The sequence below is a fragment of the Shimia sp. genome (genome assembly GCF_022448905.1).
Classification (GTDB): Bacteria; Pseudomonadota; Alphaproteobacteria; order Rhodobacterales; family Rhodobacteraceae; genus Shimia.
This window is the reverse complement of record NZ_JAKVCW010000010.1, coordinates 104,788-129,116: the sequence shown is the minus strand read 5'-3', so window position 1 is coordinate 129,116 and position 24,329 is coordinate 104,788. Positions and strand designations below refer to the sequence as shown.

Annotated in this window: 22 protein-coding genes; 8 read left to right on the top strand and 14 right to left on the bottom strand. The window is 58.8% G+C overall.

Features of this window, described 5'->3' with window-relative positions; all coding sequences use genetic code 11:
• Window positions 1–40 precede the first annotated feature (40 nt).
• A complete protein-coding gene (locus MK208_RS13690) occupies window positions 41–1,246 on the top strand; it encodes a LysM peptidoglycan-binding domain-containing protein (RefSeq protein WP_294117433.1) in 1,206 nt (401 codons plus the stop codon).
• A gap of 125 nt (window positions 1,247–1,371) precedes the next feature.
• Here the strand turns inward: MK208_RS13690 and MK208_RS13685 are convergent, their stop codons facing one another.
• The 4 genes from MK208_RS13685 to MK208_RS13670 all read right to left on the bottom strand — a co-directional run bounded on the left by MK208_RS13685 (window position 1,372) and on the right by MK208_RS13670 (window position 3,999).
• Window positions 1,372–2,211 (bottom strand): ATP-binding protein, encoded by an 840-nt coding sequence (locus tag MK208_RS13685; protein ID WP_294117430.1) that lies wholly within the window; start codon window positions 2,209–2,211, stop codon window positions 1,372–1,374.
• A 118-nt stretch (window positions 2,212–2,329) separates the two neighbouring features.
• Window positions 2,330–3,250, bottom strand: a complete 921-nt coding sequence (locus MK208_RS13680) for a twin-arginine translocase subunit TatC (protein WP_294117427.1) — start codon at window positions 3,248–3,250, stop codon at window positions 2,330–2,332.
• Window positions 3,247–3,768, bottom strand: coding sequence for a Sec-independent protein translocase protein TatB (gene tatB, locus MK208_RS13675; RefSeq protein WP_294117425.1), 522 nt, complete (start codon window positions 3,766–3,768; stop codon window positions 3,247–3,249). The genes MK208_RS13680 and tatB overlap by 4 nt, the downstream gene beginning before the upstream one ends.
• 15 nt (window positions 3,769–3,783) lie before the next feature.
• Window positions 3,784–3,999: a twin-arginine translocase TatA/TatE family subunit gene (locus MK208_RS13670; protein WP_294117423.1), complete on the bottom strand. Its 216-nt coding sequence runs from the start codon at window positions 3,997–3,999 to the stop codon at window positions 3,784–3,786.
• 189 nt (window positions 4,000–4,188) lie between these two features.
• On the opposite strand from MK208_RS13670, the gene MK208_RS13665 reads away from it, so the two are divergent.
• Entirely contained in the window at window positions 4,189–4,854 is a 666-nt protein-coding gene (locus MK208_RS13665; protein WP_294117420.1) for an HTH domain-containing protein, read from the top strand.
• 12 nt (window positions 4,855–4,866) lie between these two features.
• On the opposite strand, the gene MK208_RS13660 is transcribed toward MK208_RS13665, so the two are convergent.
• The 4 genes from MK208_RS13660 to MK208_RS13645 form a co-directional block, all read right to left on the bottom strand.
• Complete coding sequence (locus MK208_RS13660; RefSeq protein WP_294117417.1) at window positions 4,867–5,964, bottom strand: ABC transporter ATP-binding protein; 1,098 nt, start codon at window positions 5,962–5,964, stop codon at window positions 4,867–4,869.
• A gap of 52 nt (window positions 5,965–6,016) precedes the next feature.
• Window positions 6,017–7,402, bottom strand: a complete 1,386-nt coding sequence (locus MK208_RS13655) for a sodium:proline symporter (protein ID WP_294117414.1) — start codon at window positions 7,400–7,402, stop codon at window positions 6,017–6,019.
• Between the two features lie 91 nt (window positions 7,403–7,493).
• A complete protein-coding gene (locus MK208_RS13650) occupies window positions 7,494–8,612 on the bottom strand; it encodes a hypothetical protein (protein WP_366011048.1) in 1,119 nt (372 codons plus the stop codon).
• Window positions 8,613–8,666: 54 nt separating this feature from the next.
• Window positions 8,667–9,446, bottom strand: a complete 780-nt coding sequence (locus tag MK208_RS13645; RefSeq protein ID WP_294117411.1) for an SDR family oxidoreductase — start codon at window positions 9,444–9,446, stop codon at window positions 8,667–8,669.
• 148 nt (window positions 9,447–9,594) lie between these two features.
• On the opposite strand from MK208_RS13645, the gene MK208_RS13640 reads away from it, so the two are divergent.
• The 6 genes from MK208_RS13640 to MK208_RS13615 all read left to right on the top strand — a co-directional run bounded on the left by MK208_RS13640 (window position 9,595) and on the right by MK208_RS13615 (window position 15,848).
• Window positions 9,595–10,617, top strand: coding sequence for a Hint domain-containing protein (locus MK208_RS13640; protein WP_294117409.1), 1,023 nt, complete (start codon window positions 9,595–9,597; stop codon window positions 10,615–10,617).
• A 52-nt stretch (window positions 10,618–10,669) separates the two neighbouring features.
• On the top strand, window positions 10,670–12,277 hold the full coding sequence (locus MK208_RS13635) for a peptide chain release factor 3 (protein WP_294117407.1): 1,608 nt from the start codon (window positions 10,670–10,672) through the stop codon (window positions 12,275–12,277).
• 47 nt (window positions 12,278–12,324) lie between these two features.
• Window positions 12,325–13,080 (top strand): hypothetical protein, encoded by a 756-nt coding sequence (locus MK208_RS13630; protein WP_294117406.1) that lies wholly within the window; start codon window positions 12,325–12,327, stop codon window positions 13,078–13,080.
• The gene (locus tag MK208_RS13625) at window positions 13,077–14,027 is read left to right on the top strand and encodes a glycosyltransferase family 2 protein (RefSeq protein WP_294117404.1); all 951 of its coding nucleotides are present in this window, start codon (window positions 13,077–13,079) and stop codon (window positions 14,025–14,027) included. Before MK208_RS13630 ends, MK208_RS13625 begins: the two co-directional genes overlap by 4 nt.
• Window positions 14,028–14,196: 169 nt before the next feature.
• Window positions 14,197–15,624: a DEAD/DEAH box helicase gene (locus MK208_RS13620; protein ID WP_294117402.1), complete on the top strand. Its 1,428-nt coding sequence runs from the start codon at window positions 14,197–14,199 to the stop codon at window positions 15,622–15,624.
• Window positions 15,621–15,848, top strand: coding sequence for a DUF2798 domain-containing protein (locus MK208_RS13615; protein WP_294117400.1), 228 nt, complete (start codon window positions 15,621–15,623; stop codon window positions 15,846–15,848). The genes MK208_RS13620 and MK208_RS13615 overlap by 4 nt, the downstream gene beginning before the upstream one ends.
• A 46-nt stretch (window positions 15,849–15,894) precedes the next feature.
• Here the strand turns inward: MK208_RS13615 and MK208_RS13610 are convergent, their stop codons facing one another.
• From MK208_RS13610 to nuoL, 6 genes are all read right to left on the bottom strand, one after another.
• Window positions 15,895–17,559: a ribonuclease J gene (locus tag MK208_RS13610; protein ID WP_294117397.1), complete on the bottom strand. Its 1,665-nt coding sequence runs from the start codon at window positions 17,557–17,559 to the stop codon at window positions 15,895–15,897.
• Window positions 17,556–18,332 (bottom strand): type III pantothenate kinase, encoded by a 777-nt coding sequence (locus MK208_RS13605; protein WP_294117395.1) that lies wholly within the window; start codon window positions 18,330–18,332, stop codon window positions 17,556–17,558. The genes MK208_RS13610 and MK208_RS13605 overlap by 4 nt, the downstream gene beginning before the upstream one ends.
• Window positions 18,333–18,357: 25 nt before the next feature.
• A complete protein-coding gene (locus MK208_RS13600; protein WP_294117393.1) occupies window positions 18,358–19,110 on the bottom strand; it encodes a biotin--[acetyl-CoA-carboxylase] ligase in 753 nt (250 codons plus the stop codon).
• 83 nt (window positions 19,111–19,193) lie between these two features.
• The gene (gene nuoN / locus MK208_RS13595; protein ID WP_294117392.1) at window positions 19,194–20,636 is read right to left on the bottom strand and encodes an NADH-quinone oxidoreductase subunit NuoN; all 1,443 of its coding nucleotides are present in this window, start codon (window positions 20,634–20,636) and stop codon (window positions 19,194–19,196) included.
• A 14-nt stretch (window positions 20,637–20,650) separates the two neighbouring features.
• Window positions 20,651–22,195 carry an NADH-quinone oxidoreductase subunit M gene (locus MK208_RS13590; RefSeq protein ID WP_294117390.1) on the bottom strand — a complete coding sequence of 515 codons (1,545 nt, stop codon included), beginning with the start codon at window positions 22,193–22,195 and terminating at the stop codon, window positions 20,651–20,653.
• The gene (nuoL, locus tag MK208_RS13585) at window positions 22,195–24,327 is read right to left on the bottom strand and encodes an NADH-quinone oxidoreductase subunit L (protein WP_294117388.1); all 2,133 of its coding nucleotides are present in this window, start codon (window positions 24,325–24,327) and stop codon (window positions 22,195–22,197) included. The genes MK208_RS13590 and nuoL overlap by 1 nt, the downstream gene beginning before the upstream one ends.
• Between the last annotated feature and the right edge of the window lie 2 nt (window positions 24,328–24,329).

Sequence of the window (24,329 nt, the reverse complement as noted above, 5' to 3'; positions counted from 1 at the left end):
AGACCCCCGGTAACAGGGCGCCGCATGTGAGGACATCGAGATGGCAGTTTTCTCATCCAAGAATACCCGGTTGATCGGCGCAGGATTGGCGCTGACCGTGATGAGTGGCTGTTTGGACACACTGGATTACGACTTCCGCGGCGACCTTGGCGGCGGGTTGGACACCACAGAGGCCGCGCAAACCGCGACGGCGACGCGGCCGGAGCCGGATGATCGTGGTGTGATCTCATATCCAAGCTATCAGGTGGCGGTGGCCAAACGTGGCGACACGCTGGCGGATGTGTCCCAACGCGTGGGCATTCCGGCCGAAGAGTTGAGCCGCACAAACGGCATCGCGCTGGACGCGCAGCTGCGTGAGGGCGAAGTGGTCACCCTGCCCCGCCGTGTGGCCGAGCCGTCTGCGGCGACCGGCGGCACCGGCATGGTGACAGCGCCAGGCGGCGTGGACATTGCCGCGCTGGCCGGCGGCGCGATAAACAACGCCGATACATCGGTTGAGACCGAGACCCTGCAGCCGGTTGCGACGCCAAAACCTGGTGGGCAGACAGGCGTGGAGCCCGTGCGCCACAAGGTGAAACGCGGCGAGACGGCCTTTACTATTGCACGTCTGTACAACGTCTCTGTGCGCTCTTTGGCAGAATGGAACGGGTTGGGCAGCGATTTCACCATTCGTGAGAACCAGATCCTGCTGATCCCTCCCGTGGACCCGGAAGCGGAAGCCAAGCGCAAAGCCGCCGCCACAACCGCAGCGGCAACCACCACCAAACCGGGCGAAGGCTCGCCCACGCCAACCCCGCCAAGCGCCTCTAAGCCTTTGCCGGAAGACAACACAGTGGCGGCCGCGACACCGGTTGAAAAACCGGAGAGCCCGAACCTGGCGCAGCAACAAAGCGCCAGCAAAGCGGCGATGAGCTACCCGGTGTCTGGCAAGGTGATCCGGCCTTATTCCAAGGGCAAAAACAACGGCATCGACATTGCCGCGGACGCGGGAGCGCCAGTGTCGGCGGCGGCGGATGGCACCGTGGCGGCGATCACCAAAGACGCGGATGACGTGACCATTTTGGTGGTGCGCCACCCCAACAATCTGATGACGGTCTACTACAACGTGGACGGTGTGAAGGTGAAGAAGGGCGCCAGCGTGAAGCGCGGGCAGAGCATGGCGGTGTTGCCTGCGGAGAACAGCTTTGTGCACTTTGAGGTGCGCGAGGGCTTTGACAGCGTCGACCCTGCTCCCTACCTGAAATAACGCGGCAAGGCGTCGGCGTTATAGCACCCGCCCTTAAACCTGAGACACGAATACCCTGCCACGCCTACGGCGCTCTCGGGACATTCGTGACTCTGGATGTTTCAGCTAAAACGTCGGATGCTTTATTATAACGCGACGCCTTCGCGCCCTGCCAAATCGACAAAGAACTGCCAAGCGACACGGCCTGAGCGGGCGCCGCGTGTGGCTTGCCACTCGATCGCCTCCGCGCGCAGGCGATCTGCATCCACGGTCACACCATGGGCGGTGCAGTAGCCGTCGATCATCGCCAAGTATTGGTCTTGCGAACATGGGTGGAAGCCCAGCCAGAGACCAAAGCGATCGGACAGGGAGACCTTCTCTTCCACGGCCTCTGATGGGTTGATCGCCGAACTGCGCTCGTTTTCGATCATGTCGCGCGGCATCAAGTGGCGGCGATTGGAGGTGGCATAGAACACCACGTTGTCAGGACGGCCTTCGATGCCGCCGTCCAGCACGGCTTTGAGCGATTTGTAGTGCTGGTCATCGTGGCTGAAGCTGAGGTCGTCGCAGAACAATAGGAAACGCTCTTTGCTGGCGCGCAGGAGGTTCAGCAGGCGGGCCACGGATGGCAGGTCCTCGCGTTGCAGCTCTACAATCTTGAGCGGCAGGCCTTCAGCGATGACTTGAGCGTGTACAGCTTTCACGATGGAGGATTTGCCCATACCGCGCGCGCCCCAAAGCAAGGCGTTGTTGGCCGGGAGCCCACGCGCAAATTGTCGAGTGTTGTCCAGAAGCGTGTCGCGGGAGCGGTCGATGCCCACCAGCAAATCAAGCGACACGCGGTTGATGTTGGACACCGGCTCCAGCCGGTCCGGGTCCACATGCCAGACAAAGCCATCTGCAGCCGCAAAATCCGGCGCGGCCATTGGGGCCGGTGCCATGCGTTCCAGCGCTTCGGCGATGCGGATCAAAGTGGTGTCATCCATGGCGGGCCTCCTGCTATCTTCGGGCGATACAGACCATGTTCGCGGCGGGACAACAAGGGGCCAAAGAAAAAGGCGCACCCCAAGCGGGATGCGCCGAAATTATTAGCTTGAGAGCGGCTTACTTGTGGCTTTCCGCGTCGGCGATGTCGTCTTCGCCTTCTTCGTCGTCCTCAAAGTAGACGCCTTCGGCTTTGAGCTTGGCGATGCGTTGCTTGTCCACACGGCGCACCAGGAAGATCGAGACTTCGTAGAGGCCGTAGACAACCACAAATAGGATCAACTGTGTGGTGACGTCTGGTGGTGTGACCAATGCGGCCAGAACCAGAATGCCCACCATGGCGTATTTGCGCACGCGGCCGAGGCCTTCGGCGTTCACCAGACCAGCTTTGCCCATCAACGTCAGCAGAACTGGCAGCTGGAAGCAGAGGCCAAAGGCCATGATGAATTTCAGCGAGATGTCCAAGCTTTCGTTCACCTTACCGAAGAAGGTGATCTTGATGCCACTGTCGGTCTCAGGAACCACAACGGACCCCGCAGGCAGGTCGCTTGTGGTGCTGGCGAGCAGGTTGGCAAAGATCGAGCTCACGTCGGTGAAGCCCAAGAAGAAGGCCATCGCCAGCGGCGTCACGACGAAATGCGCAAAGGCCGCTCCGAGCAGGAACATGAAAGGCGAGGCAATCATGAAGGGCAGGAAAGCGCCACGCTCGTTTTTGTAGAGACCCGGCGCCACGAAGCGCCAAAGTTGGAACGCGATCACTGGAAACGCGAGCACAAAGCCCCCCACCATGGAGATGCGGAACAGCGTGAAGAGATATTCCTGCGGTGAGGTGTACTGCATCGTTGGGGATGGGTCGCCCAGCGCGCGCAGGGTTTCCTCAATTGGCCCCAGCAGGAATTGCAACGTCGGCTCCGCGACCACAAAGGCCAACACCATGCCCACCAGGAATGCGAGCACAGAGCGGATGAGCCGCGTGCGCAACTCCGCCAGGTGCTCGATCAGCGGGGCGGAGCTGTCTTCGATTTCGTCAGTTGAGCTCATGCCTCATCCTTCTTCGCGGCAGTCTTGGTCGGGGGCGTCGGCGCCGGATCGTAGCTGCGCGCTTCTTTGCGGGCGGCTTTCTCGGCGTCCTCTGCGGCGGCTTTTTCGGCGGCTTCCCGGTCCAGACGTTCTTGCGCCATCTCGGCAGATTTCTGACGGATCTTCTCCGCCGCTTCCGCGCGTTCTTTGGACAGGCGTGTGGTCTCGGCGCCCGGCTCATAGGACATGGAGCGTTTCACTTCCCCCACGGAATCGTTGAGCGCATCGGTGGCTGATTTCAAAGGATTGGTGACCTTGTCCAACCCGTCGGTGGCCCCTTTCAGGGTGTCGGTCACATCTTTGACGCCCGCCTGATCCGCAGCCTGATTCATGGCAGAGGAAAACTCCCGCGCCATGCCTTTGGCTTTGCCGACAAAACGTCCCACCGTGCGAAACATCACCGGCAGGTCTTTGGGACCCACCACGATGAGCGCCACGATGCCAATGAGCAGAAGCTCGGTCCAACCCAGATCAAACATCTTGGATCGCCCGGCTTAGGCTTTGTCTTTTTCGTCAGCCGGCGTCACGTCCTTCGCCGCGTCTGCCGCTTCTTCCTCAAGTTCTTTGGCGCCTTCGTTCACGCCTTTTTTGAACGAGGTGATGCCTTTGCCAACTTCGCCCATGATGCCGCTGATTTTGCCGCGTCCAAACAGGACAAGAACCACAACCGCGATCAGAAGGATGCCGGGCAGGCCGATATTGTTCAACATGACTTTGTCTCCCTTGGTCGGTGGCACTAGGGCCGCCTAAGTCTCATGGCAAAGACCTACCGCGCCGGACGCGGAGGCAAAAGGCGGATTAACGGGAGTGTGACGGGATATTTGGGGTTTTTACGCCCCATTTTGCCACTATTATGTCAGTTGTCGTTATTTTGGCAGGAAATCGGAGAATCACAGGTTATGGCCAGCTCTCAAAACCGCTCAGATCGGCTCTATGGATTGATGGAAATCCTGAAAGACGGCGGCTTGCATCGGGCTGAGGATTTGGCGGCGGCGATGCAGGTGTCTTTGCGGACGATCTATCGTGACATGCAAACCCTGGCGAACAGCGGCGTGGCCATCGAGGGCGAGCGCGGCACAGGGTATCGTGCGAAGGCGGTTTTAACATTGCCACCGTTGAACCTGACAGAAGAGGAGTTGGAGGCATTGCACATAGGTCTTGAGGTGGTTGGCACCGGGATGGAGGGGCCATTGCGCGCAGCGGCAGAAAGCCTGAGCGCAAAGATTGATGCGGTGTTGCCGGAGGAGATTGGCGGTGTGAGCCAAGGGTTTGGTTTCGCAGCCTACCCGTTTGCGGAGACAACACAGGCGTTGAAGTATCTAGAACCGTTGCGCGAAGCCATTCGGACACGGCAGAAGCTACGGATCACCATTACGGGTGAGATGGCGCGCGACGTGCGCCCACTGAAACTCGACTATTGGGGGCGCGTCTGGACGTTAGGTGTCTGGGACGAAACCCTTGGGAGATTTGCAAAAATCCGGGTGGATCAAATTGCCGAACTGACTGTATTGCCAAGCCTATTCGTAGAAGAACCAGGCAAGAGCCTCAACGATTTCCTCGCATAGGCCTAAGACGTCTCAGGTTTCAGCAGGGAAGACAAAGCAGCGGTCTCGACGGATAGTCAGCCAGAGTGGCGTACCCTCTTTTGGCAGGAACACATTTGGCACAGTGGCGTGCAAAACAGAGCCGTTATGGTCCATCTGGAATTCAACGAGGCTTTCATTGCCCATAAATCTTGCCCGAGAGACGATGCCGCGTGCAGCCACGCCATCGCTGTCAGTCGGAAGGGGTCCTCTGCCGTCTCTGTCAAAATCCAGCTTCAGATGCTGTGGACGGATCACGATCTCCACCGGCGCGCCATCTTCAAATCCGGGCGTGAGAAACTCGCCAAATGGCGTTTCGGTCAAGGCACCATTGCTGATCGAACGGATGACGTTGATGTCGCTGAAAAACGCAACCGCCTGTTTATCCACCGGCGCGTTATAAATGTTGTACGGCGCACCTTGCTGAACAATGACACCCTCCCGCATGAGGGCAATCTCATCGGCCATGCGCATGGCCTCTTCCGGCTCGTGTGTGACCAGCAACACAGCTGTGTCTTCTTCTTTGAGAACTGCCAAGGTCTCGTCACGGATGCCGTCGCGCAGGCGATTGTCCAAACCTGAAAACGGCTCGTCCATCAGCATGATGCGCGGGCGCGGCGCCAATGCGCGGGCCAAGGCAATACGCTGTTGCTCACCGCCCGACAGCAAATGCGGATATTTGTCGATGGCCCAGCCAAGGTTCACTTTCGCTAGAAGTTCCTCAACACGGGCGCGTTTTTCCTCTTTGCTGCCCTTGAGGCCAAAGGCGACGTTGTCGCTTACTGAAAGATGCGGAAAGAGCGCAAAGTCTTGAAACATCAGGCCAATCTGACGGCGTTCCGGCGGGATGCGGAACACGGTATCACAGATCAGTTTGCCGTCCACATAGATTTCACCGCTGTCTTGCATGTCCACACCGGCAATCATGCGCAGGGTAGTAGACTTGCCGCAGCCGGACGGGCCAAGCAGGCAGGTGACTTTACCGGACTCCAGTGTCAACGACACATCATCCACAACCTGACGGTTGCCAAAACGGCGGCGCAGATTGCGGATTTCCAATCGTGGTGGCGTCTGGTCAGAATTCGGCTGCACGGGTGGCCTCTTGCAATCCCCGATGCTTTTCATCGGGTTTTGTCGAGATGTATCAGCCCCCTACCCGTGCTTCAACCCTGCGGCTCCCGAACAGGACTGCGGCAAATCCGACGGCCAGAACGATGACGCAGATCTGCAGGAGCTGCTCGTATTTGTGACCGTCGTACAGGAATTGTGCCACAAATTCTGTGTCTCGGAACATGTAGGCAGCGGCGCCATAAAGGGCTGCGAAGAAACAGGCCATGTAGGACCAGAGCGGCACATCCCGGCCACAAACCAGGCTGGCAACCAGCACGGGGGTGAGGAACATCGAAGCGGTGCCGGACACGGCCACGGCGTCAAAAAGGGTTTGGTTGCCCCAAAGGGTCAGGGCGCCACCTGCGAGGGCAAAGACCAACATGGCAATGCGACCGCCGGCCAACGTGCGCGGGGCGAGTTTGAGTTCCTCGACCACCAGACGGGCGGCGGAACTCAAGGCGGAGTCCAATGTGGACAGCGCGGACACAAGGAGCGAGAGGATCAGCAGGGTGAAGACCCAAGTTGGGAACATGGTGCTCCAAGTGCCGATCAACTGTCCTTCATAGGAGGCACCCTCAAGCGAGGCCTGAATGCCAAAGAAGCCAAACGTGATGATGCAAAGTGTGGACAGCCAGAAAGCGTGCAGGAAGCTTTTGCGGGTGGTGTCGCGGTCCGCGAGGAAGCCGCGGTCCATCATCACCGGGTCATGTACCGGATAGGAAAACACCTGAAGCGCGGCGACCACCAGAAGCACCCAGCCGTTGTGTGGGCCAGAGGCGCCCGGCGCGGTGAGCACAGCGCCAAAGTTGAACTCGGGGCGCAGCAGGAGGGCAATGAAGGCGATGCCAAACACCACGAGAAACAGCAGCATCTGCACCACGTCCGTGCGCAAAGCAGCGGAGAGGCCACCCCAAGCGGAATAGGCCAGCGCAACCACCCCAACGATCAGGATAGAGAGCGTGCCTGCGTTGGCCACGTCCGGCAGAGCCGCGCTGAAGATCAAGCCAACCACCAGCAGGTTGGCGAAGACTTCAGACAGGAGACGTAGGGCGATCACCACGTTGTAGGCAGTGGTGCCGGGTTTGCCAAAGCGTGAGGTGAGCCAGTCCTGTACCGAGCCCGCGCCCTGCACACGCATGCGGTTCACGATGTAGCCGCCAGTTAGAAATGACGCATAGTATGCCGCGTAGGCCAAGGTGCCTGCGATGCCGTAGTAGAAGCCCAGGATGGCAGCGTTCATCAAAGAGCGCGCAAATATCCAGGTGGTGACCTGCGACAGCACCAAGGTCCACAGCGAGGGCGCCTGCCCTTCTGCGGTCTGCCCGCCAAAGAAGCCCACAACTGTGGCCCGCTTGGGGGCGACAACGAGGCTGAGCAAAAGGATAGCGGCGAAGATGGTGATAAGTGTGGCGGCGTGCATGGTCGTGTCCCGTTCAGAATTGGAACCGACCTAACAGGCGGCCAGTTGTCAGGCTAGCCGCCCCACAGAAACGTGATGAAACGTCAGAGGGTTACGTGGGATCCGTCAGGTCAAACGCCACATCCCCCAGCACACGGCCGTTGACCTGAATGGCCAGTTTGTGGGGTCCGGGGTGCAGTTGAAACGTGCTGGCATTGGCTTTGAGCGGATGCTTTTTGGCCAGTGTGAGTGACTTTCCAGCAGGGATTTTACCTTGCTTGAGTTTAAAGACCTTGTCACTGCCACGCCCATTGGGGCGATGGAAACTCAGCACATAGTCGACCATCACGGGCACGGGGGATGTGCCAGTTGTGGACAGGGTTGTTTCGACCTGTAGCGCGTCGCCGATTTGGATGCTGTCGCCGCCCACCGAAAGACTGTCCAATGTGATGGGCGCGTCTGCGTGGAACCCCAGCATCGACAGAGCGCCGGAATGGCCGGCCTTGACCGCAGTGCGCAAAGAATGACGCGTCATCCAATCCAGTTCTTTAGGGGCCTGCTTACCCTGCTCTTTCCAGTCGGAAAGCTGGCTGACCACCGTGTCGGTGGAGAGTTTGGAGATGTCATTGAGGTGGTTGGACACCGACCGTGTCACGTAACGCGTTGGATCGGCGTGCAGTTTCGCCAGTAAGGGCAACGTCGACATAGGATCGATGTCGATCTTTTTTGCCCAGGGCAATTTGGGCCGTGTGCCTTCGCTCACCAGACGACGGACGTGGTAATTGTCGTTCTCGGCCCACTCTTGCAGGCGGGTAAAGGTCTCGTCGGGCCAGCGGTTGATGAAGGCGCGGATGTAGAACTCCATAGAGAAGCGCTTGGTCGCCTCCTCCAGCAGATCCAGCGCCCGATCCCGATGCTCTTCAACGCCATGGCGGGTGGCCAGAATACCGGGCACCGCATGGATGAAGCGGCCAAAGTCATCATCCTTCAGAGTTGGATCAAGCGCGGGCGGCATGGCCGCTTCAAGTTGATCCGCCATTTCCGGGAAATCTGGCGCGAGGCGTTTTTCGATGCAATCGGCAATCCATTCCATACGCTCCATGAGCTCACGCCCCTGAAGCCCTGCCACAACTTCTAGATGGAAGTCCTCACCATCAAACCCCGGCACTCCGGCGGCAAACTCTGCCGCCAGATCGCCCAGGCTATCCGCGTTAAACAACTCATCTTTCAATGAAAAACCCTGGGACACCCCCACACCTCGCGCCATTTAGTTACTTACTCGCGCTTACATAGCAGATGCGAAGGCACCGCCGTCCAGAAGAACATTCTGCCCCACGATAAAGCCTGCGTGATGGGAGCAGAGGAAGGCACATGTGGCGCCAAATTCATCCGGGGTGCCGTAGCGGCCCGCGGGAATTGTGGCGGCGCGTTGGGCCTTTGCCTCTTCCATGGAGATGCCTTGCTGCTCAGTCACAGCCTTGTCCAAGGAGACAGCGCGGTCGGTGGCATGAATGCCCGGCAAGATGTTGTTGATGGTCACGCCTTTGCCAGCCACCTGACGCGCGGTGCCAGCAACGTAGCCAGTGAGGCCTGCACGCGCAGCGTTGGACAGGCCCAGCACCGGAATCGGGGATTTGACCGAAACGGAGGTGATGTTCACCACACGGCCCCAGCCGCGGTCCATCATGCCCGGAACCAGCGCTTTGATTAGCGCGATTGGGGCCAGCATGTTGGCGTCCAAGGCGGAAATGAAATCGTCACGATCCCAGTCGGTCCACATGCCTGGAGGCGGGCCACCGGCGTTGTTGACCAGAATATCGACGCCTTGCGCGGCTTCGATCAGCTTGGCTTGCCCCTCAATGGTGGTCACGTCACAGGCAATCGCCTGAACATCCACACCAAATTCGGAAAGGATGTCGGCAGCGGCGGCCTCAAGCGCCTCGACACCACGCGCGTTCATGATCAGGTCCACACCTTCCGCAGCCAGAGCGCGAGCACAGCCCAAACCAAGACCTTTTGAGGACGCACAGACCAGTGCGCGTTTACCTTTAATTCCCAATTCCATGCGAATCTCCCCGTTGTTGTGGGGGTAAGAAATACCCAAATTAGGAATGATGCCAGTATAATGCCGGAGCCATGGCATTGTGCTGCCACATTTGCGTGTCACTTCACTTGTTCAAAGAAAGCGTGCAGTACACTAAAGTAGGTAAGTTATGACGTCCCAAGTCCAAGACAGCTCCCAACCCTCCCAACGCCTACCGGTGTATCCGGCAGATGCCTTTGTGGTGACGGATGGGGCCAACCTTGGTGATTCCCTGTCTTTTGCGGACGAACTGGTGCCAGATGATATCTACACCCTGAACCAGGATGCGGAAGAAAAGAGCCTTGCGCTGCGCACCGACGGCGACGGGCAGCACTTCATAGCCAGCGACTACAGCCTCGGCACCAAAGACGCGCGGGTGTACCTCGATTGTGTGGCCACGTTTATGCCGCCAAGCGGAGACACCATTGAAGTGCTGGTGCTTGTCGAAGTCGACGAAGACGGCGGTGTGGTGGAAGTGTATGGCGCGCCATTGGCTCCGTTGACGCCCAAATGTGAATACGTGCTTGTGGGCATCGATCGCGGCGCGGCCTCCACCAAATTAGCACAGTTGGCTTGTGTGAGTTTCACCGGCGGCACCCGGATCACCATGGCGACCGGCGAACAGCGTCGGGTCGAAGACTTGACCTTGGGTGATCGCGTGCTGACGCGGGATGACGGCCCGCAGGAAGTGCGTTGGATTGGACATGCCGTGCAACGTGCCAGTGGCGAGTTTGCCCCCATCGTGATCACCGCGGGCACTCTCAACAACACGCAGGATCTGCGGGTGAGCCCGGATCACCGGCTGTTTGTCTACCAACGCCATGACCACATTGGTGTCGGGCGCAGCGAGCTGCTGATTAAAGCGCGGCATCTGGTGAATGGGGACACGGTCTACGCCGACGAAGGCGGGTTTGTGGACTACTACCAGATCATGTTTGACACCCATCAGATCATTTTTGCCGAAGGCATTTCGGCGGAAACCATGCAGATGGACACACGCACCCGCCCGGCGGTGCCTGAAGAGGTCAAGGAACGTCTGCGTCCGGCCTCAAACGCGGCGCGCGGCATGCCGCAGGCGCATCTGGAAGTGCATGAAAGCCTGCTCGATCGCCCGGATGCGGTGGAGCTTTTGAAGCGGGCGTCCTCCAAGTAGGACCCGCCGCTTTTCCTTGCGAATTGGCGCTTTGCGACCTATACGCGCGGACATGTTGGACACGCAGACAAACCGCCCCGAATTGCCGCCCGAGATTGCGCGCCGTCGCACCTTTGCGATCATCTCGCACCCGGACGCCGGTAAGACCACGCTGACCGAAAAGTTTCTCCTTTATGGTGGTGCGATTCAGATGGCGGGTCAGGTGCGGGCCAAGGGTGAGGCGCGGCGCACACGCTCTGACTTTATGCAGATGGAAAAGGACCGCGGGATCTCCGTGTCGGCCTCCGCGATGTCGTTTGACTTTGGCACCTTCCGGTTCAACCTGGTGGACACACCGGGCCACAGCGATTTTTCGGAAGACACTTATCGCACGCTGACTGCCGTGGATGCCGCCGTGATGGTGATTGACGGCGCCAAAGGTGTGGAAAGCCAGACGCAAAAACTGTTTGAAGTGTGCCGCCTGCGCGACCTACCTATTTTGACGTTTTGCAACAAAATGGACCGCGAAAGTCGCGATACTTTCGATATTATTGACGAAATCCAAGAAAACCTTGCGATTGACGTGACCCCGGCCAGCTGGCCGATTGGCGTGGGCCGCGAGTTCGTTGGCACCTATGATATGCTCAACGATCGACTGGAGCTGATGGACCGGGCGGACCGGAACGTGGTGGCCGAGAGCGTGCAGATCGACGGGTTGGACGACCCGAAACTGGCCGATCACGTGCCAGAGCACCTGCTGGAGCAGTTGCGCGAAGAAGTTGAGATGGCCAAGGAGTTGCTGCCGGCGCTGGACCCGCAAGCGGTGCTTGAAGGGCATATGACCCCAATCTGGTTTGGCTCCGCGATCAATTCCTTTGGTGTCAAAGAGTTGATGGACGGCATTGGCACCTATGGGCCGCAGCCGCAGGTGCAAAACGCCGAGCCGCGCAAGATTGCGCCCGAAGAGAAGAAAGTCGCCGGGTTTGTGTTCAAGGTTCAGGCCAACATGGACCCGAAACACCGTGACCGTGTGGCCTTTGTACGGATGGCCTCGGGGCACTTTAAGCGTGGCATGAAACTCACGCATGTGCGGACAAAAAAGCCGATGGCGATCTCCAACCCGGTGTTGTTTTTGGCGTCTGACCGTGAGCTGGCCGAAGAGGCCTGGGCCGGGGACATTATTGGCATTCCAAACCACGGGCAGCTGCGCATTGGCGACACGCTGACCGAGGGCGAAGTGCTGCGTGTGTCGGGCATTCCAAGCTTTGCGCCGGAACTGCTGCAGGGCATCCGCGCGGGCGACCCGTTGAAGGCCAAACACCTTGAAAAAGCGCTGATGCAGTTTGCCGAAGAAGGCGCCGCAAAGGTCTTCAAGCCGATGATTGGTTCGGGCTTCATTGTGGGCGTGGTTGGTCAGCTTCAGTTTGAAGTGCTCGCCAGCCGGATCGAGATGGAATACGGCCTGCCCGTGCGCTTTGAACAGAGCCAGTTCACCTCCGCCCGTTGGGTGCACGGTGAGCGGCAAGCGGTTGAAAAGTTTGCGGATATGAACAAACAGCACATCAGCTACGACAATGATGGCGACGTGGTGTTCCTGACCCGTTTGCAGTGGGACATTGACCGCGTTGCTCGCGATTATCCGGATGTCACGTTGAGCGCGACCAAGGAAATGATGGTCTGATACACTCTGCGATTGCACGGGGTTTCGCCCCGTGCAAACATCGCGCCATGTCAGAAAAAACCCTCACCTATCCGGGCGGTTACGCCTATATGATGGAACGCTACGACGGCCGGCGTGATCCCTTTGAGTTTGGCCCAGAAAACCTGCCGTCCCTGGATGTGAACCTGTCGGTTCTGAGGAATGCGATTGTACCGGAGCGCGCAACGCAAAAGGGGCCAGCCGATCCAAACACCAGTTGGGCGCGCAAACGACGGCAGATTGCAGAAGAATTTGTCGGCTTGAGTGAATTGGCCTTCCTGAATGCGCAGTTGATCTCCAACCTGCGCAAGCGGGCGCAGCCGACGCAAACCGCCGCGTTGTTTTGCCGGATATGGGCCGAGGAGTCCGCACATCTGATTTCAGAATTGAACCTGCGCTGGCTGGTGAGTTCGGTGCAGACCTTTGCGGATCACGGCGAGACCCCGGCGCAGCGGGAAGTTGGCCAAGGATTGCGCATGCTGTTTGGCATGATGAAACTTTATGAGTTTGAGCGCACATTCAGCGGCATGGAGCCCGACAAAGAGTACGGCTTTGGCAAACGCGTAAAAACGCGACTTCCGCTGGATATGGAGCCGTTTTCATTGATGCACGGCGGGCTGGATATCAACGTGATCACGCCAATCTGGGAGATGGGCAAAAGCGATCCTGTGATTGCGCCTTTGGTGGATCATTTGTTGCAGGAACTGATTGAAGAGCCCGGCGGCGTGTTCCGGCGGCTGGCGCAGATGCGGTCCAAGAAAGAGCGTCAGCAGGCCCGGAAATGAGCACTTCACCGATCTGGGGTGTGGTGGCAACCATCAAAGCGCCCGCCGTCGATATTCTGAACTTCGTGGCCCATCATTTGGAGCTGGGGGCTGCGCATGTCTGGATCTATCTGGATGCTGCCAATCCCGAAGCCAAAGAGCAGCTTAAGCCACATCCCCAACTTACGGTGGTCCGCACCGGCGACAATTACTGGCAGAAGACACGTGGGAAGAAACCGCCGATGCACCAGCCCCGGCAGTCCTTCAACGTGCGGCACGCCTATAATCGCGCCAAGAAGGTGGATTGGCTGCTGCACATTGATGTGGACGAGTTCTTATGGCCGGATCGGTCAATCACCGAACAGCTTGCCGAGTTGCCGGAGGAGTGCCTGGTCGCGCGGGTGCGCCCAGCGGAAGCGATGGCCTCTATTGATGACAGTGACGTGGTGCATTTCAAGTCGTTCATCGCCGATAGCACGCTGCGCAACCGGCTCGTCGCGGAGATATACCCGAACTTTGCAACCTATCTGAAAAACGGCTTTGTCAGCCATGTCGCCGGAAAGATGTTCCTGCGTACAGGACAAAAAGACATGGCGATCAAAATCCACAATGTGACCCAGAACGGACGGCAAAATCCGGGCCAAGTGGAGCTCCAAGATGTGGCGCTGCTGCATCTGCACACCACCAGTTGGGAGCAATGGATGCAGAGCTTTGCCTATCGGCACAAGAAGGGGTCTTACCGCGATGAGTTGGGCGCGGCGGTGCCGGAGGACCAGGGCGGGCTGAACTTGCACAAACTTTTTGCGCATCTGGCCGAGGAACCGGACGGGTTGCGGCAGTTTTATGAAGAAGTCTGCGTCGCCACACCTGAGCTGCGGCAGAAGCTAGAGTCACTTGGGCTGTTGCGCAGCCATCGCTTGGATTTGGACGCAAAGCGGCGGGAACACTTCCCCGGCTTCGTCGATTAGTGTTTCCGAAATCACGTCAAAGGCTTGATACATATTCGGTTTCATTGACCTGACGCCGTGGTTGCGATAGAAGGCCCCGTGGATCAAAAACGCCATTGACGCGGGGCCAGCCGGGCCCGATCCGAGACGCCGCTACGGGCCAAAGAGTGTCCGTAAACCACGGATACATATGACAAAATTCTCTGACCTGAACCTCAACCCGAAGGTACTCAAAGCGATTACCGAAGCGGGCTATGAAACCCCAACCCCAATCCAGGCGGGAGCGATTCCTTCGGCATTGGAAGGCCGCGACGTGCTTGGCATTGCGCAAACCGGTACTGGCAAGACCGCAAGCTTCACGCTGCCGATGCTGTCTTTGCTGGCGCGCGGCCGTGCCCGGGCGCGTATGCCACGTAGCCTGGTGTTGTGTCCAACACGGGAGTTGGCGGCGCAGGTTGCCGAGAACTTTGACACCTATTCCAAACACCTGAAGCTGACCAAAGCGCTGCTCATTGGTGGGGTGAGCTTCAAGGAACAAGAACTGATCATCGACAAAGGTGTGGACGTTTTGATCGCCACGCCGGGCCGGTTATTGGACCATTTTGAGCGCGGCAAACTGATCCTGTCTGATGTGAAAGTCATGGTGGTGGATGAAGCCGACAGGATGCTGGATATGGGGTTCATTCCTGACATCGAGCGCATCTTTGGTCTGACGCCGTTCACCCGCCAGACGCTGTTTTTCTCGGCCACGATGGCGCCTGAGATTGAGCGTATCACCAACACCTTCCTGTCCAACCCGGAGCGGGTGGAAGTGGCGCGTCAGGCAACCGCGAGCGAGACGATTGAGCAGAACGTTGTGATGTTCAAGGCCTCCCGCCGCGACCGTGAAGGCAGCGAAAAACGCAAAGTTTTGCGGGCGTTGATTGATGCCGAGGGTGACAAATGCACCAACGCGATCATTTTCTGCAACCGTAAGACAGACGTGGACATCTGCGCCAAGTCGTTGAAAAAGTACGGCTATGACGCGGCGCCGATCCATGGGGACCTGGACCAGTCGCAACGTACACGCACGCTGGAAAGCTTCCGCAATGGTGAACTGCGCATCTTGGTGGCCTCTGATGTGGCAGCGCGTGGTTTGGACGTGCCGAGCGTCAGCCACGTGTTCAACTTTGATGTGCCCGGCCATGCCGAAGACTATGTTCACCGGATTGGCCGCACCGGGCGTGCGGGGCGTGAAGGCAAAGCTGTCACCATCTGTAGCCCGCGTGATGAGAAGCAGTTTGATGCGGTTGAGGCGCTGATCCAGAAAGAGATACCGCGCATTGAGAACCCCGTGAAGATCGAGCCGCGCAAACCGCGCAAGCGCAAGGACGAGGACGCCCCGAAGGCAGATGCCAAGCCAGAAGTGGTGGAAGCGGCTGAAGCGCCGATCAAGGAAGACAAGCGCAAGCGTGACGACAACCGTGGGCGCGACCGGGACGACAACAACCGTCGTGGGCGCGGACGTGGGCGCAATGATCGCCGCGATGATGGCAAAAAAGTTGTCGGTATGGGCGACCATATGCCAAGCTTCATCGCCATGAGCTTTGAAGAGCGCCGCGAACAGGGCGCGCAATGATACCTGCACGGTTTGAGCCCATTCTCTTTGGGCTCATTCTCTCTGGTATGATGACCAATGTGGTCACGTTCATCTCAACCTTTTTGGTCGGCGGGGTGGTGCCTGGCTTTGTCGCGATGTGGCTCAGCGCGTGGGTCGCCAGTTGGATGGTGGCCTTCCCGCTGGTGTTGGTTTTGGCACCTTTGACTCGCCGGATCGTCAAGAAAATGGTCCGCAAGCCATAGGCAAGCGGACCACCGTGTTCATTCAATTGACGTTTGTGCGTGCTGCTTAGCTCAAGCGGCTGACAATCACCGTTACTTCCGGCTTTTTGCCAATCTCGTCACGGGCGGAGTTGCGCACGATGCGGCGGATGTCACCTTCGATTTTGTCGTCGTCGCGCAGGGTTTTCTCTTTGGCGCGTCCCAAGAACTGGGTGACGTCCTCTTCGAGTACATCGACCAGAGGCGCTTGCGAGCGGCCAAATTCCGGCAGCCCCATTAGCTCACACCAAGCATCGCCCAATGGTTCGTCGTCCTCGTCCAGCAGCACGGTCACAATCACATGGCCATTGAGTGCCATGCGAATGCGGTCGCGAATAATGCCATCCATAGCGCCGATCTGGGTGTTGCCATCCAAGTATGTGCGACCGGTCTCCACGTAGCCAGCGATGGAGGGCTGATCACCAGAGAGGTCCAACATCGTGCCGTTCACAGCCACGATAGACGCGCGACCAGCTTCGTTGGCCAGCTTGGCATGTTCACGAAGATGACGGTGTTCGCCATGGTTTGGGATAACCATGGTTGGGTTCACGATGTCATGCAGGCGCGCCAAGTCCGGGCGGTTGGCGTGGCCGGAGACGTGGTATTTGCCGGAACTGTCATCGACCACATCCACCCCCATTTCGGAGAACTGGTTGATGATGCGGATCACGCCTTTTTCGTTGCCTGGAATGGTTTTGGAGCTGAACAGGAACAGGTCGCCGTCTTTCAGCGTGATGCCATTGTATTTTCCACGGGCCAGCTGTGCGCTGGCAGCGCGGCGTTCGCCTTGGGAACCGGTGACCAATAGCATCAGGTTTTCACGCGGAATGCTGGCGGCGTCTTCGGGGCTGACCACTTTGGGGAAATCAGACAGAACGCCGGTTTGAATGGCCGCTTCGATCATGCGGCGCATGGCGCGGCCCATCAGGCAGATGGAGCGCCCTGCCCGCTCACCTGCTTCAGCCAGCGTTTTTACACGCGCAACGTTGGAGGCAAATGTGGTGGCAACCACCATGTTGGGCGCAGCAGCCACCAGCTTTTCGATCTCAGGACCAACGGACGCCTCGGAGCGGCCTTCGTGTGGTGAAAACACGTTGGTGGAGTCACAGATCATAGCTTTGACGCCGTCTTTGGACACTTCGGCCCACAGCGCAGGGTCAAACGGTTCGCCCACCAGCGGGGTTTCGTCGAGTTTGAAGTCGCCAGAGTGGATCACACGACCTGCGGGCGTGTCGATGACCAAGGCGGCGCTTTCCGGGATGGAGTGGCTCACGGGCAGAAAGCCGACTTTGAAAGGGCCAGCTTCGGTTGTTTCCGGCCATGCGGAGACGGTGCGGACAACTTCTTCAGGCTGGCCGCGGTCGGCCATTTTGTGGCGCGCCAGATTGGCGGTAAACGCGCGGGCATAGACTGGCACGCCGAGGCGTTCCCAATAGTGGCCGATGGCGCCGATGTGGTCTTCGTGGCCGTGGGTGATGAATACCGCCTCAAGCCGGGATTTGTTTTCTTCCAGCCACGTGATGTCGGCGAAGATCAGATCAACACCGGGGCTGGTTTCCATATCGGAAAAAGCTACACCAATGTCGACGAGGATGAGGCGTTCATTGTCTGCCGGGCCATAGCCGTAGACATAGGCGTTCATGCCAATTTCGCCGGAGCCGCCCAGCGGCAGATAGATCAAGCGGTCGCTCATGCGCCCTGCTCCTTGTTGTAATCATGGATCACGGTCAAGCCGTGCATCGTCAAATCGTCTTCGATGGTGTCAAACAGATCGTCGCCCTGCTCAAAGAGCGGAGCGAGGCCACCTGTGCCCACCACTTTCATTGGGGCGCCGTATTCAGCCTTGATCCTGGCGATGACGCCCTCGATCAAGCCGGTGTAGCCCCAGAACACCCCGGACTGAATACAGCCCACAGTGTTGGTTCCGATCACTTTTTCTGGTTGGCTGACGTCGACATGTGGCAAAGCTGCTGCACCAGAGTGCAAGGCCTCAAGGCTGAGGTTTACACCGGGGGCAATCACGCCGCCGACATAAGCGCCGTCTTCCGCCACCACGTCAAAGTTCGTAGCCGTGCCAAAGTCGACCACCACCACATTGCCGCCGTGACGGTCGTAGGCAGCGACGGCATTTGCCAAACGGTCTGGTCCGGGTTGTGTGCCTTGGTCCACACGCGGGGCATGGGGCAGTCTGCATTCCGGTTTGCCCACCACCAGCGGACGGCAGTTGAAGAAGCGGTCGGCGAACACACGCAGGTTCCATACCACACGGGGTACGGTGGAAGAGATGATCACATCGGTGATTTCCGCCTTAATGCCATAGTGCTTGATCAATGTGGAGTACCACGTGAAGTAGGCGTCTGCGGTGCGGGCGTGGTGGGTCGACGTGCGCAGGGTGCAGAGGAATTTCTCCCCGTCCCAGATCGAGAACACGGTGTTGGTGTTGCCGCAGTCAATGGCCAGAAGCATGGGTCTTGGTCCCTCTTTGCGCGGGTCAGAAAAAGATGTCGGCCGCGGGGATGGCCACGCGGCCTTTCGCGGTCTTCAACACCAGATTGCCTGCGCTGTCTACCGTTTCGAAGGTTCCGGTCGTTTCGTCGCGGGTGGTGCGCGCGGTGATGACCTCACCAATGCGTGCGGCGCGGGTCAACCAAGCGGTGCGTATCGGCTCAAAGCCGTAGGTGCTGAACTGGGTTTCCCAATGCGCGTAGGCCGGAGCCAGCGCATCGAGGAAGTCTTCGGGCGTGACGGCCGCGCCGGTTTCGCTAAGCAAGGAAACCGGACGTGTGGCATGGGCTTCGACTGCGCCGGTGTCCGGCGCATGGGCGAGGTTCACACCGATGCCGATGGCGATGTGGCTCACCGCACCGCCGGCCATGCCTGCGCTCTCCAGCAGAATGCCTGCAACTTTGCCGCCGTTGAGCAATACGTCATTGGGCCACTTGAGCGCCAGTCCCTCAGAGCGGCCTGTCACAGCCACAAAAGCATCATATAGCGCCAGAGAGGCCACAAAGGAGCGCAGTGCAACCTGATCGGGGGCTTCCGCCGGGCGCATCACAAGGGTGCCTGCGAAGTTGCCAATGGGGTCGACCCAGGCCCTGCCCCGGCGGCCACGCCCCTGGGTTTGCCGCAGGCCAAGAATCCATTCGGGGCCAGCCAATTCCTGCGCAATGCGGGCGGCTTCGGCATTGGTGCTGTCGACTTCGGCCAGCACGCGGCGACTGTATCCTTCAGGCCAGTTGCTCATGGTCACTCCGTCTCACAGCAGTTGGTCAAAAACAGCAACGCGCCCCGGTGGGACGCGTCACATGTGGGTTCTTTACTTGGTGATCAATGCGGCATCAAGGCTGCGGCGGCGGCTTGCGCGGCGGTGTCGACGCCAAAGAAGTTCACAATCCCCAGCAGCATGATCGCAGCGCTGGCCATCAGCATCACTTGCTGAACCATTGAACGCGGCGCATCCAGCGTGTCGCCTTCCTCGCCAAAATACATGAAGTAGACGATGCGCAGGTAATAGAAGGCCCCAATCACAGAGGCCACAACACCAGCGATAGCGAGCCATGCAAGGCCTGCGTCCATGGCAGCCAGAAGCACGTTCAGCTTGCCGAAGAAGCCGAGGAATGGCGGCACGCCTGCCAAGGAGAACAATAGGAACAGCAGCGCCAAGGCCCGGCCGGACGCCTGTTTGCTGTAGAGGTTCAGCGAGGCGATGTCTGTCACCGGCTGGCCGTCTTTCTCCATCGACAGGATGAAGGCAAAGGTGCCAACGTTCATGGTCACGTAGATGGCCATGTAAACCAGCATCGCTTCAACACCCAGCGCGGTACCCGCCGCGAGGCCCATCAGGGCGTAGCCCATATGCGCGATGGAGGAATAGGCCATCAGGCGTTTGATGTTGGTTTGGCCAATCGCGGCCACAGCGCCGAGGAACATGGACAGAACCGACAGAAGCGCGATGATCTGCTGCCAATCGCCAATCACGCCACCAAAGGCGTCAAAAAGCACGCGGGCAAACAGGCCCATGGCCGCCAGCTTAGGCGCGGTGGCAAAGAAAGCCGTGATCGGCGTTGGTGCGCCTTCGTAGACATCCGGCGTCCACATGTGGAACGGCACGGCGGAGACTTTGAATGCCAGACCGGAGATCACGAAGGTCAGGCCAAACAACAGACCCAGCGGGGCGTGGCCGTGGCTAACCGCTTCGATGATGCCAGCAAAGGTTGTGGTGCCTGCAAAGCCGTAGACCAGCGAGGAGCCATAGAGTAGCAGACCGGAAGACAGCGCGCCAAGCAGGAAGTATTTCATCCCCGCTTCGGTGGACTTCACGCCATCGCGGCGCAGGGTGGCAACGACGTAGAGCGACAGGGACTGCAGCTCAAGGCCCATGTAGAGCGCCATCAGGTCGCCCGCGGAAACCATCACCATCATGCCAACCATCGCCAGAGCGACGAGGATTGGATACTCGAAGCGCAGCATATTGCGGCGCTTCATGTAGTCCGCGCCCATGACCAGCACAGCCGCACCAGCCAGAAGCATTGCCACTTTGGCAAAGCGGGAGAAGGCGTCGTCGTGGAACATGCCGTTGAAAGCGATGTTGTCGCCGTCACCGGACACGCCAATCCACACGGCGAGGATGGCAAACACACCGGCGGTCAGCCATGTCAGCATCGGCGCCATTTTGTCTTTGCCGGTGTAAACCACTGCCACCAACGCCAGCATGGCGAAGAGGGCCAGCAGGATTTCCGGCAAGATGATGTTCAGGTCAGCCTGGATCATATCTCAAGCGCTCCTTAGTGCGATGCCGTCTGGCTGGCGGAAGCGCCTTGGGCCAGTGCGGTGTCATAGTTGGAAATCAGGTTCTCGACGGAGGGACCAATGATGTCTGTGACCAGGGATGGGTAGACGCCCAGGATCAATGTCATCGCCACAAGCGGCGCGAAGATCATCTTTTCCCGGCTTGTCATGTCGCTGATGGTCTTCAGGCTTTCCTTGATCAGGTCGCCCATCACCACGCGGCGGTAGAGCCACAGCGCATAAGCCGCCGACAGGATCACGCCGGAGGTGGCGATCAGCGCCACCCAAGTGTTGACCTGGAACACGCCCATCAGGGTCAGGAATTCACCAACAAAGCCAGAAGTGCCCGGCAGGCCAACGTTGGCCATGGTGAAGAACATGAAGATCAGCGCATAGGCTGGCATGCGGTTCACAAGACCGCCGTAGGCGTCGATCTCACGCGTGTGCATACGGTCATAGATCACGCCCACACACAAGAAGAGCGCGCCGGAGATGAAGCCGTGGCTGATCATCTGGAAGATTGCGCCGTCGATGCCTTGCTGGTTGGCGGCAAAGATGCCCATGGTCACATAGCCCATGTGCGCCACCGAGCTATATGCAATCAGCTTTTTCATGTCTTCCTGCACCAGCGCGACCAGCGAGGTATAGACAATCGCAATTGCAGACATCCACAGTACAAGCGGCGTCAGAACCTCAGCACCAATTGGGAACATCGGCAGGCTGAAACGCAGGAAGCCGTAGCCGCCCATCTTCAACAGGATGGCCGCCAGAACCACGGAGCCAGCGGTTGGCGCTTGCACGTGCGCGTCAGGCAACCAGGTGTGCACCGGCCACATTGGCATTTTCACCGCGAAAGACGCGAAGAAAGCCAGGAACATCAGGGTCTGCATACCGCCGATCACGGTGATGCCCATGACTTTCATCGTGCCAGAGGCAAATTGGTGGGTCATCAGAGTTGGGATGTCGGTTGTGCCCGCATCCACAAACATTGCGATCATCGCCACCAGCATCAGCACGGAGCCGAGGAAGGTGTAGAGGAAGAACTTGAAGGAGGCGTAGATGCGATTGGCACCGCCCCAGATCCCGATGATCAGGAACATGGGGATCAGGCCCGCTTCGAAGAACAAGTAGAAGAGCACCAGATCCAGCGCCATGAACACGCCGAGCATCAACGTTTCCAAGAGCAGGAAGGCGATCATGTATTCCTTCACGCGCACCTTCACGTCCCAGGACGCCCAGATAACAAGCGGCATGATGAAGGTGGTGAGCATCACAAACAGGATCGAAATGCCATCCACGCCAAGTTTGTATTTCAACCCCATCAACCAATCGCGTTCTTCGACAAACTGAAAGCCTGTGTCAGACGGATCAAACCCTGCAAGCACAAAGATCGATACCAAAAAGGTGATGACGGTCGCAGTCAGGGCAACGCGTTTGGCGTTGCGCTGAGCCATTTCGTCTTCGCCACGCAGGAAGATCACGAGGATCAACGCCGCAAAGGTCGGAATAAACGTGACCAGGGAGAGCAAGCTGTCGTTCATTAGTGCGCTCCTCCGCTGAGCGACACCAGGGTGATGAGGGCAACAATGCCGATCACCATGGCAAGTGCATAGGTAAAGACGTAGCCGGTCTGGGCGCGGCCCGCGAGGCGGGTGACCCAGGGCACGAAGCCCATGGCGATACCGTTGATGGAACCGTCAATCACGTCCCCGTCACCCCGTTTCCACAGGAAGCGGCCAATGGCTTTGGCTGGGCGTACAAACAGGAAGTCATAGGCTTCGTCGAAGTACCATTTGTTCAGCAGGAACAGATACAGTGGACGCTGGGCCTCAGCCATGCGCGCGGGCATGGATGGGTTCCAGATGTAGAACCACAGCGCAAACACCAGACCGATGACCATGGCGATGAAGGGGCTGACCTTGACCCATTTCGGGGCGTGGTGCGCGTCGTCCATAACGTGGTTGTCCGGGTGGGTGAAGATCGCGCCTTTGGGGGCCTCGCCATGGTGCACTGCCTTGACTGCTGCGTGGTCCGCATCGTCGTGAGAAGCGGCATGATCGTCGCCATGCGCTTCGTCTTTGGCATGGTCGTCACCGTGGCTTGCGTCTTCGCCATGACCCTCGCTGCTTTCCGCATGGTGCGATGGCACGCCGTAGAATTTGTTCACTGTGTCGTGGTCACCAAAGAAGGAGCCAAACCAAATCATCCCGGCAAAGATTGCGCCCAGAGACAGAAAGCCCAGCGGGATCAGCATGACCATCGGGCTTTCATGCGCATGGTCGTGGGTGTGCTTGTTGCCGCGAGGCTCGCCGTAGAAGGTCAGGAAGATCAGGCGCCAGCTGTAGAAGCTGGTGAGCATCGCTGCGACAACCAGCATCCAGAAGCCGTAGCCACCTGCGGTACCAGCCCAAGCGCTTTCGATGATGGCGTCTTTGGACAGGAAGCCAGCAAAACCGATGTGCGTGAGCGGGATGCCGACGCCGGTGATCGCCAGCGTGCCAATCATCATTGCCCAGTAGGTGTATGGGATCTTTTTACGCAGGCCGCCGTAGTTGCGCATGTCCTGCTCGTGGTGCATCGCGTGGATCACAGAGCCCGCACCCAAGAAGAGCATCGCTTTGAAGAAGGCGTGGGTGAAGAGGTGGAACATGGCCGCCGAGTAGACGCCAACGCCCGCTGCCACAAACATGTAGCCCAACTGGGACATGGTTGAGTAGGCAATCACGCGTTTGATGTCGTTCTGTACGAGGCCAATTGTGGCCGCAACAAAGGCAGTCGAGGCGCCGAGGAAGACGATGAACGCCTTGGTGTCACCGGCGTATTCGATCAGCGGCGACATGCGCGACACAAGGAACACCCCCGCGGTCACCATGGTGGCCGCGTGGATCAGCGCGGACACAGGCGTCGGGCCTTCCATCGCGTCCGGCAACCAGGTGTGCAGGAAGAGCTGTGCCGATTTACCCATCGCACCGATGAACAGCAGGAAGGCCAGAAGGTTGGCGGCGTTCCAGTCGCGCCACAGGAAGTGCAGCTCCATCTCGGCCAGCGCAGGCGCAGCCGCAAAGATGTCGTCAAACTTGATGCTGTCGGTCAGCATGTAGATGCCAAAGATGCCCAGAAGGAAACCAAAGTCACCGACGCGGTTCACAACAAAGGCCTTGATTGCAGCAGCGTTGGCCGACGGCTTTTTGTAGTAGAACCCGATCAAAAGGTAGGACGCGACGCCCACGCCTTCCCAACCAAAGAACATCTGCAGCAGGTTGTCGGCGGTCACCAGCATCAACATGGTGAAGGTAAAGAACGACAAGTAGGCGAAGAAGCGCGCCTTGTAGTGCTCGCCTTCGCCCCAGTTCTCGTCATGCGCCATGTAGCCCATGGAGTAGAGGTGCACGAGGGCGGAGACCGAGGTCACCACAATCAGCATGATTGCTGTCAGGCGATCAACGCGGATCGACCAGGCGGTGTCGAGGTGGCCGGATTGGATGAAGTCCAGAACGTGGATCTGTTTGACTTGCTCGGCGTCAAGGCCAAGGAAGACAATCCAGCTGAGGAAACAGGCCCAGAACAGGATCGCGGTGGTGACGTATTGCGCGGCTTTTTCGCCAATCACGCGCCATCCGAAGCCAGCGATCAGGGCACCGACAAGCGGGCCGAAGAGAATGAACGTTTCCATGA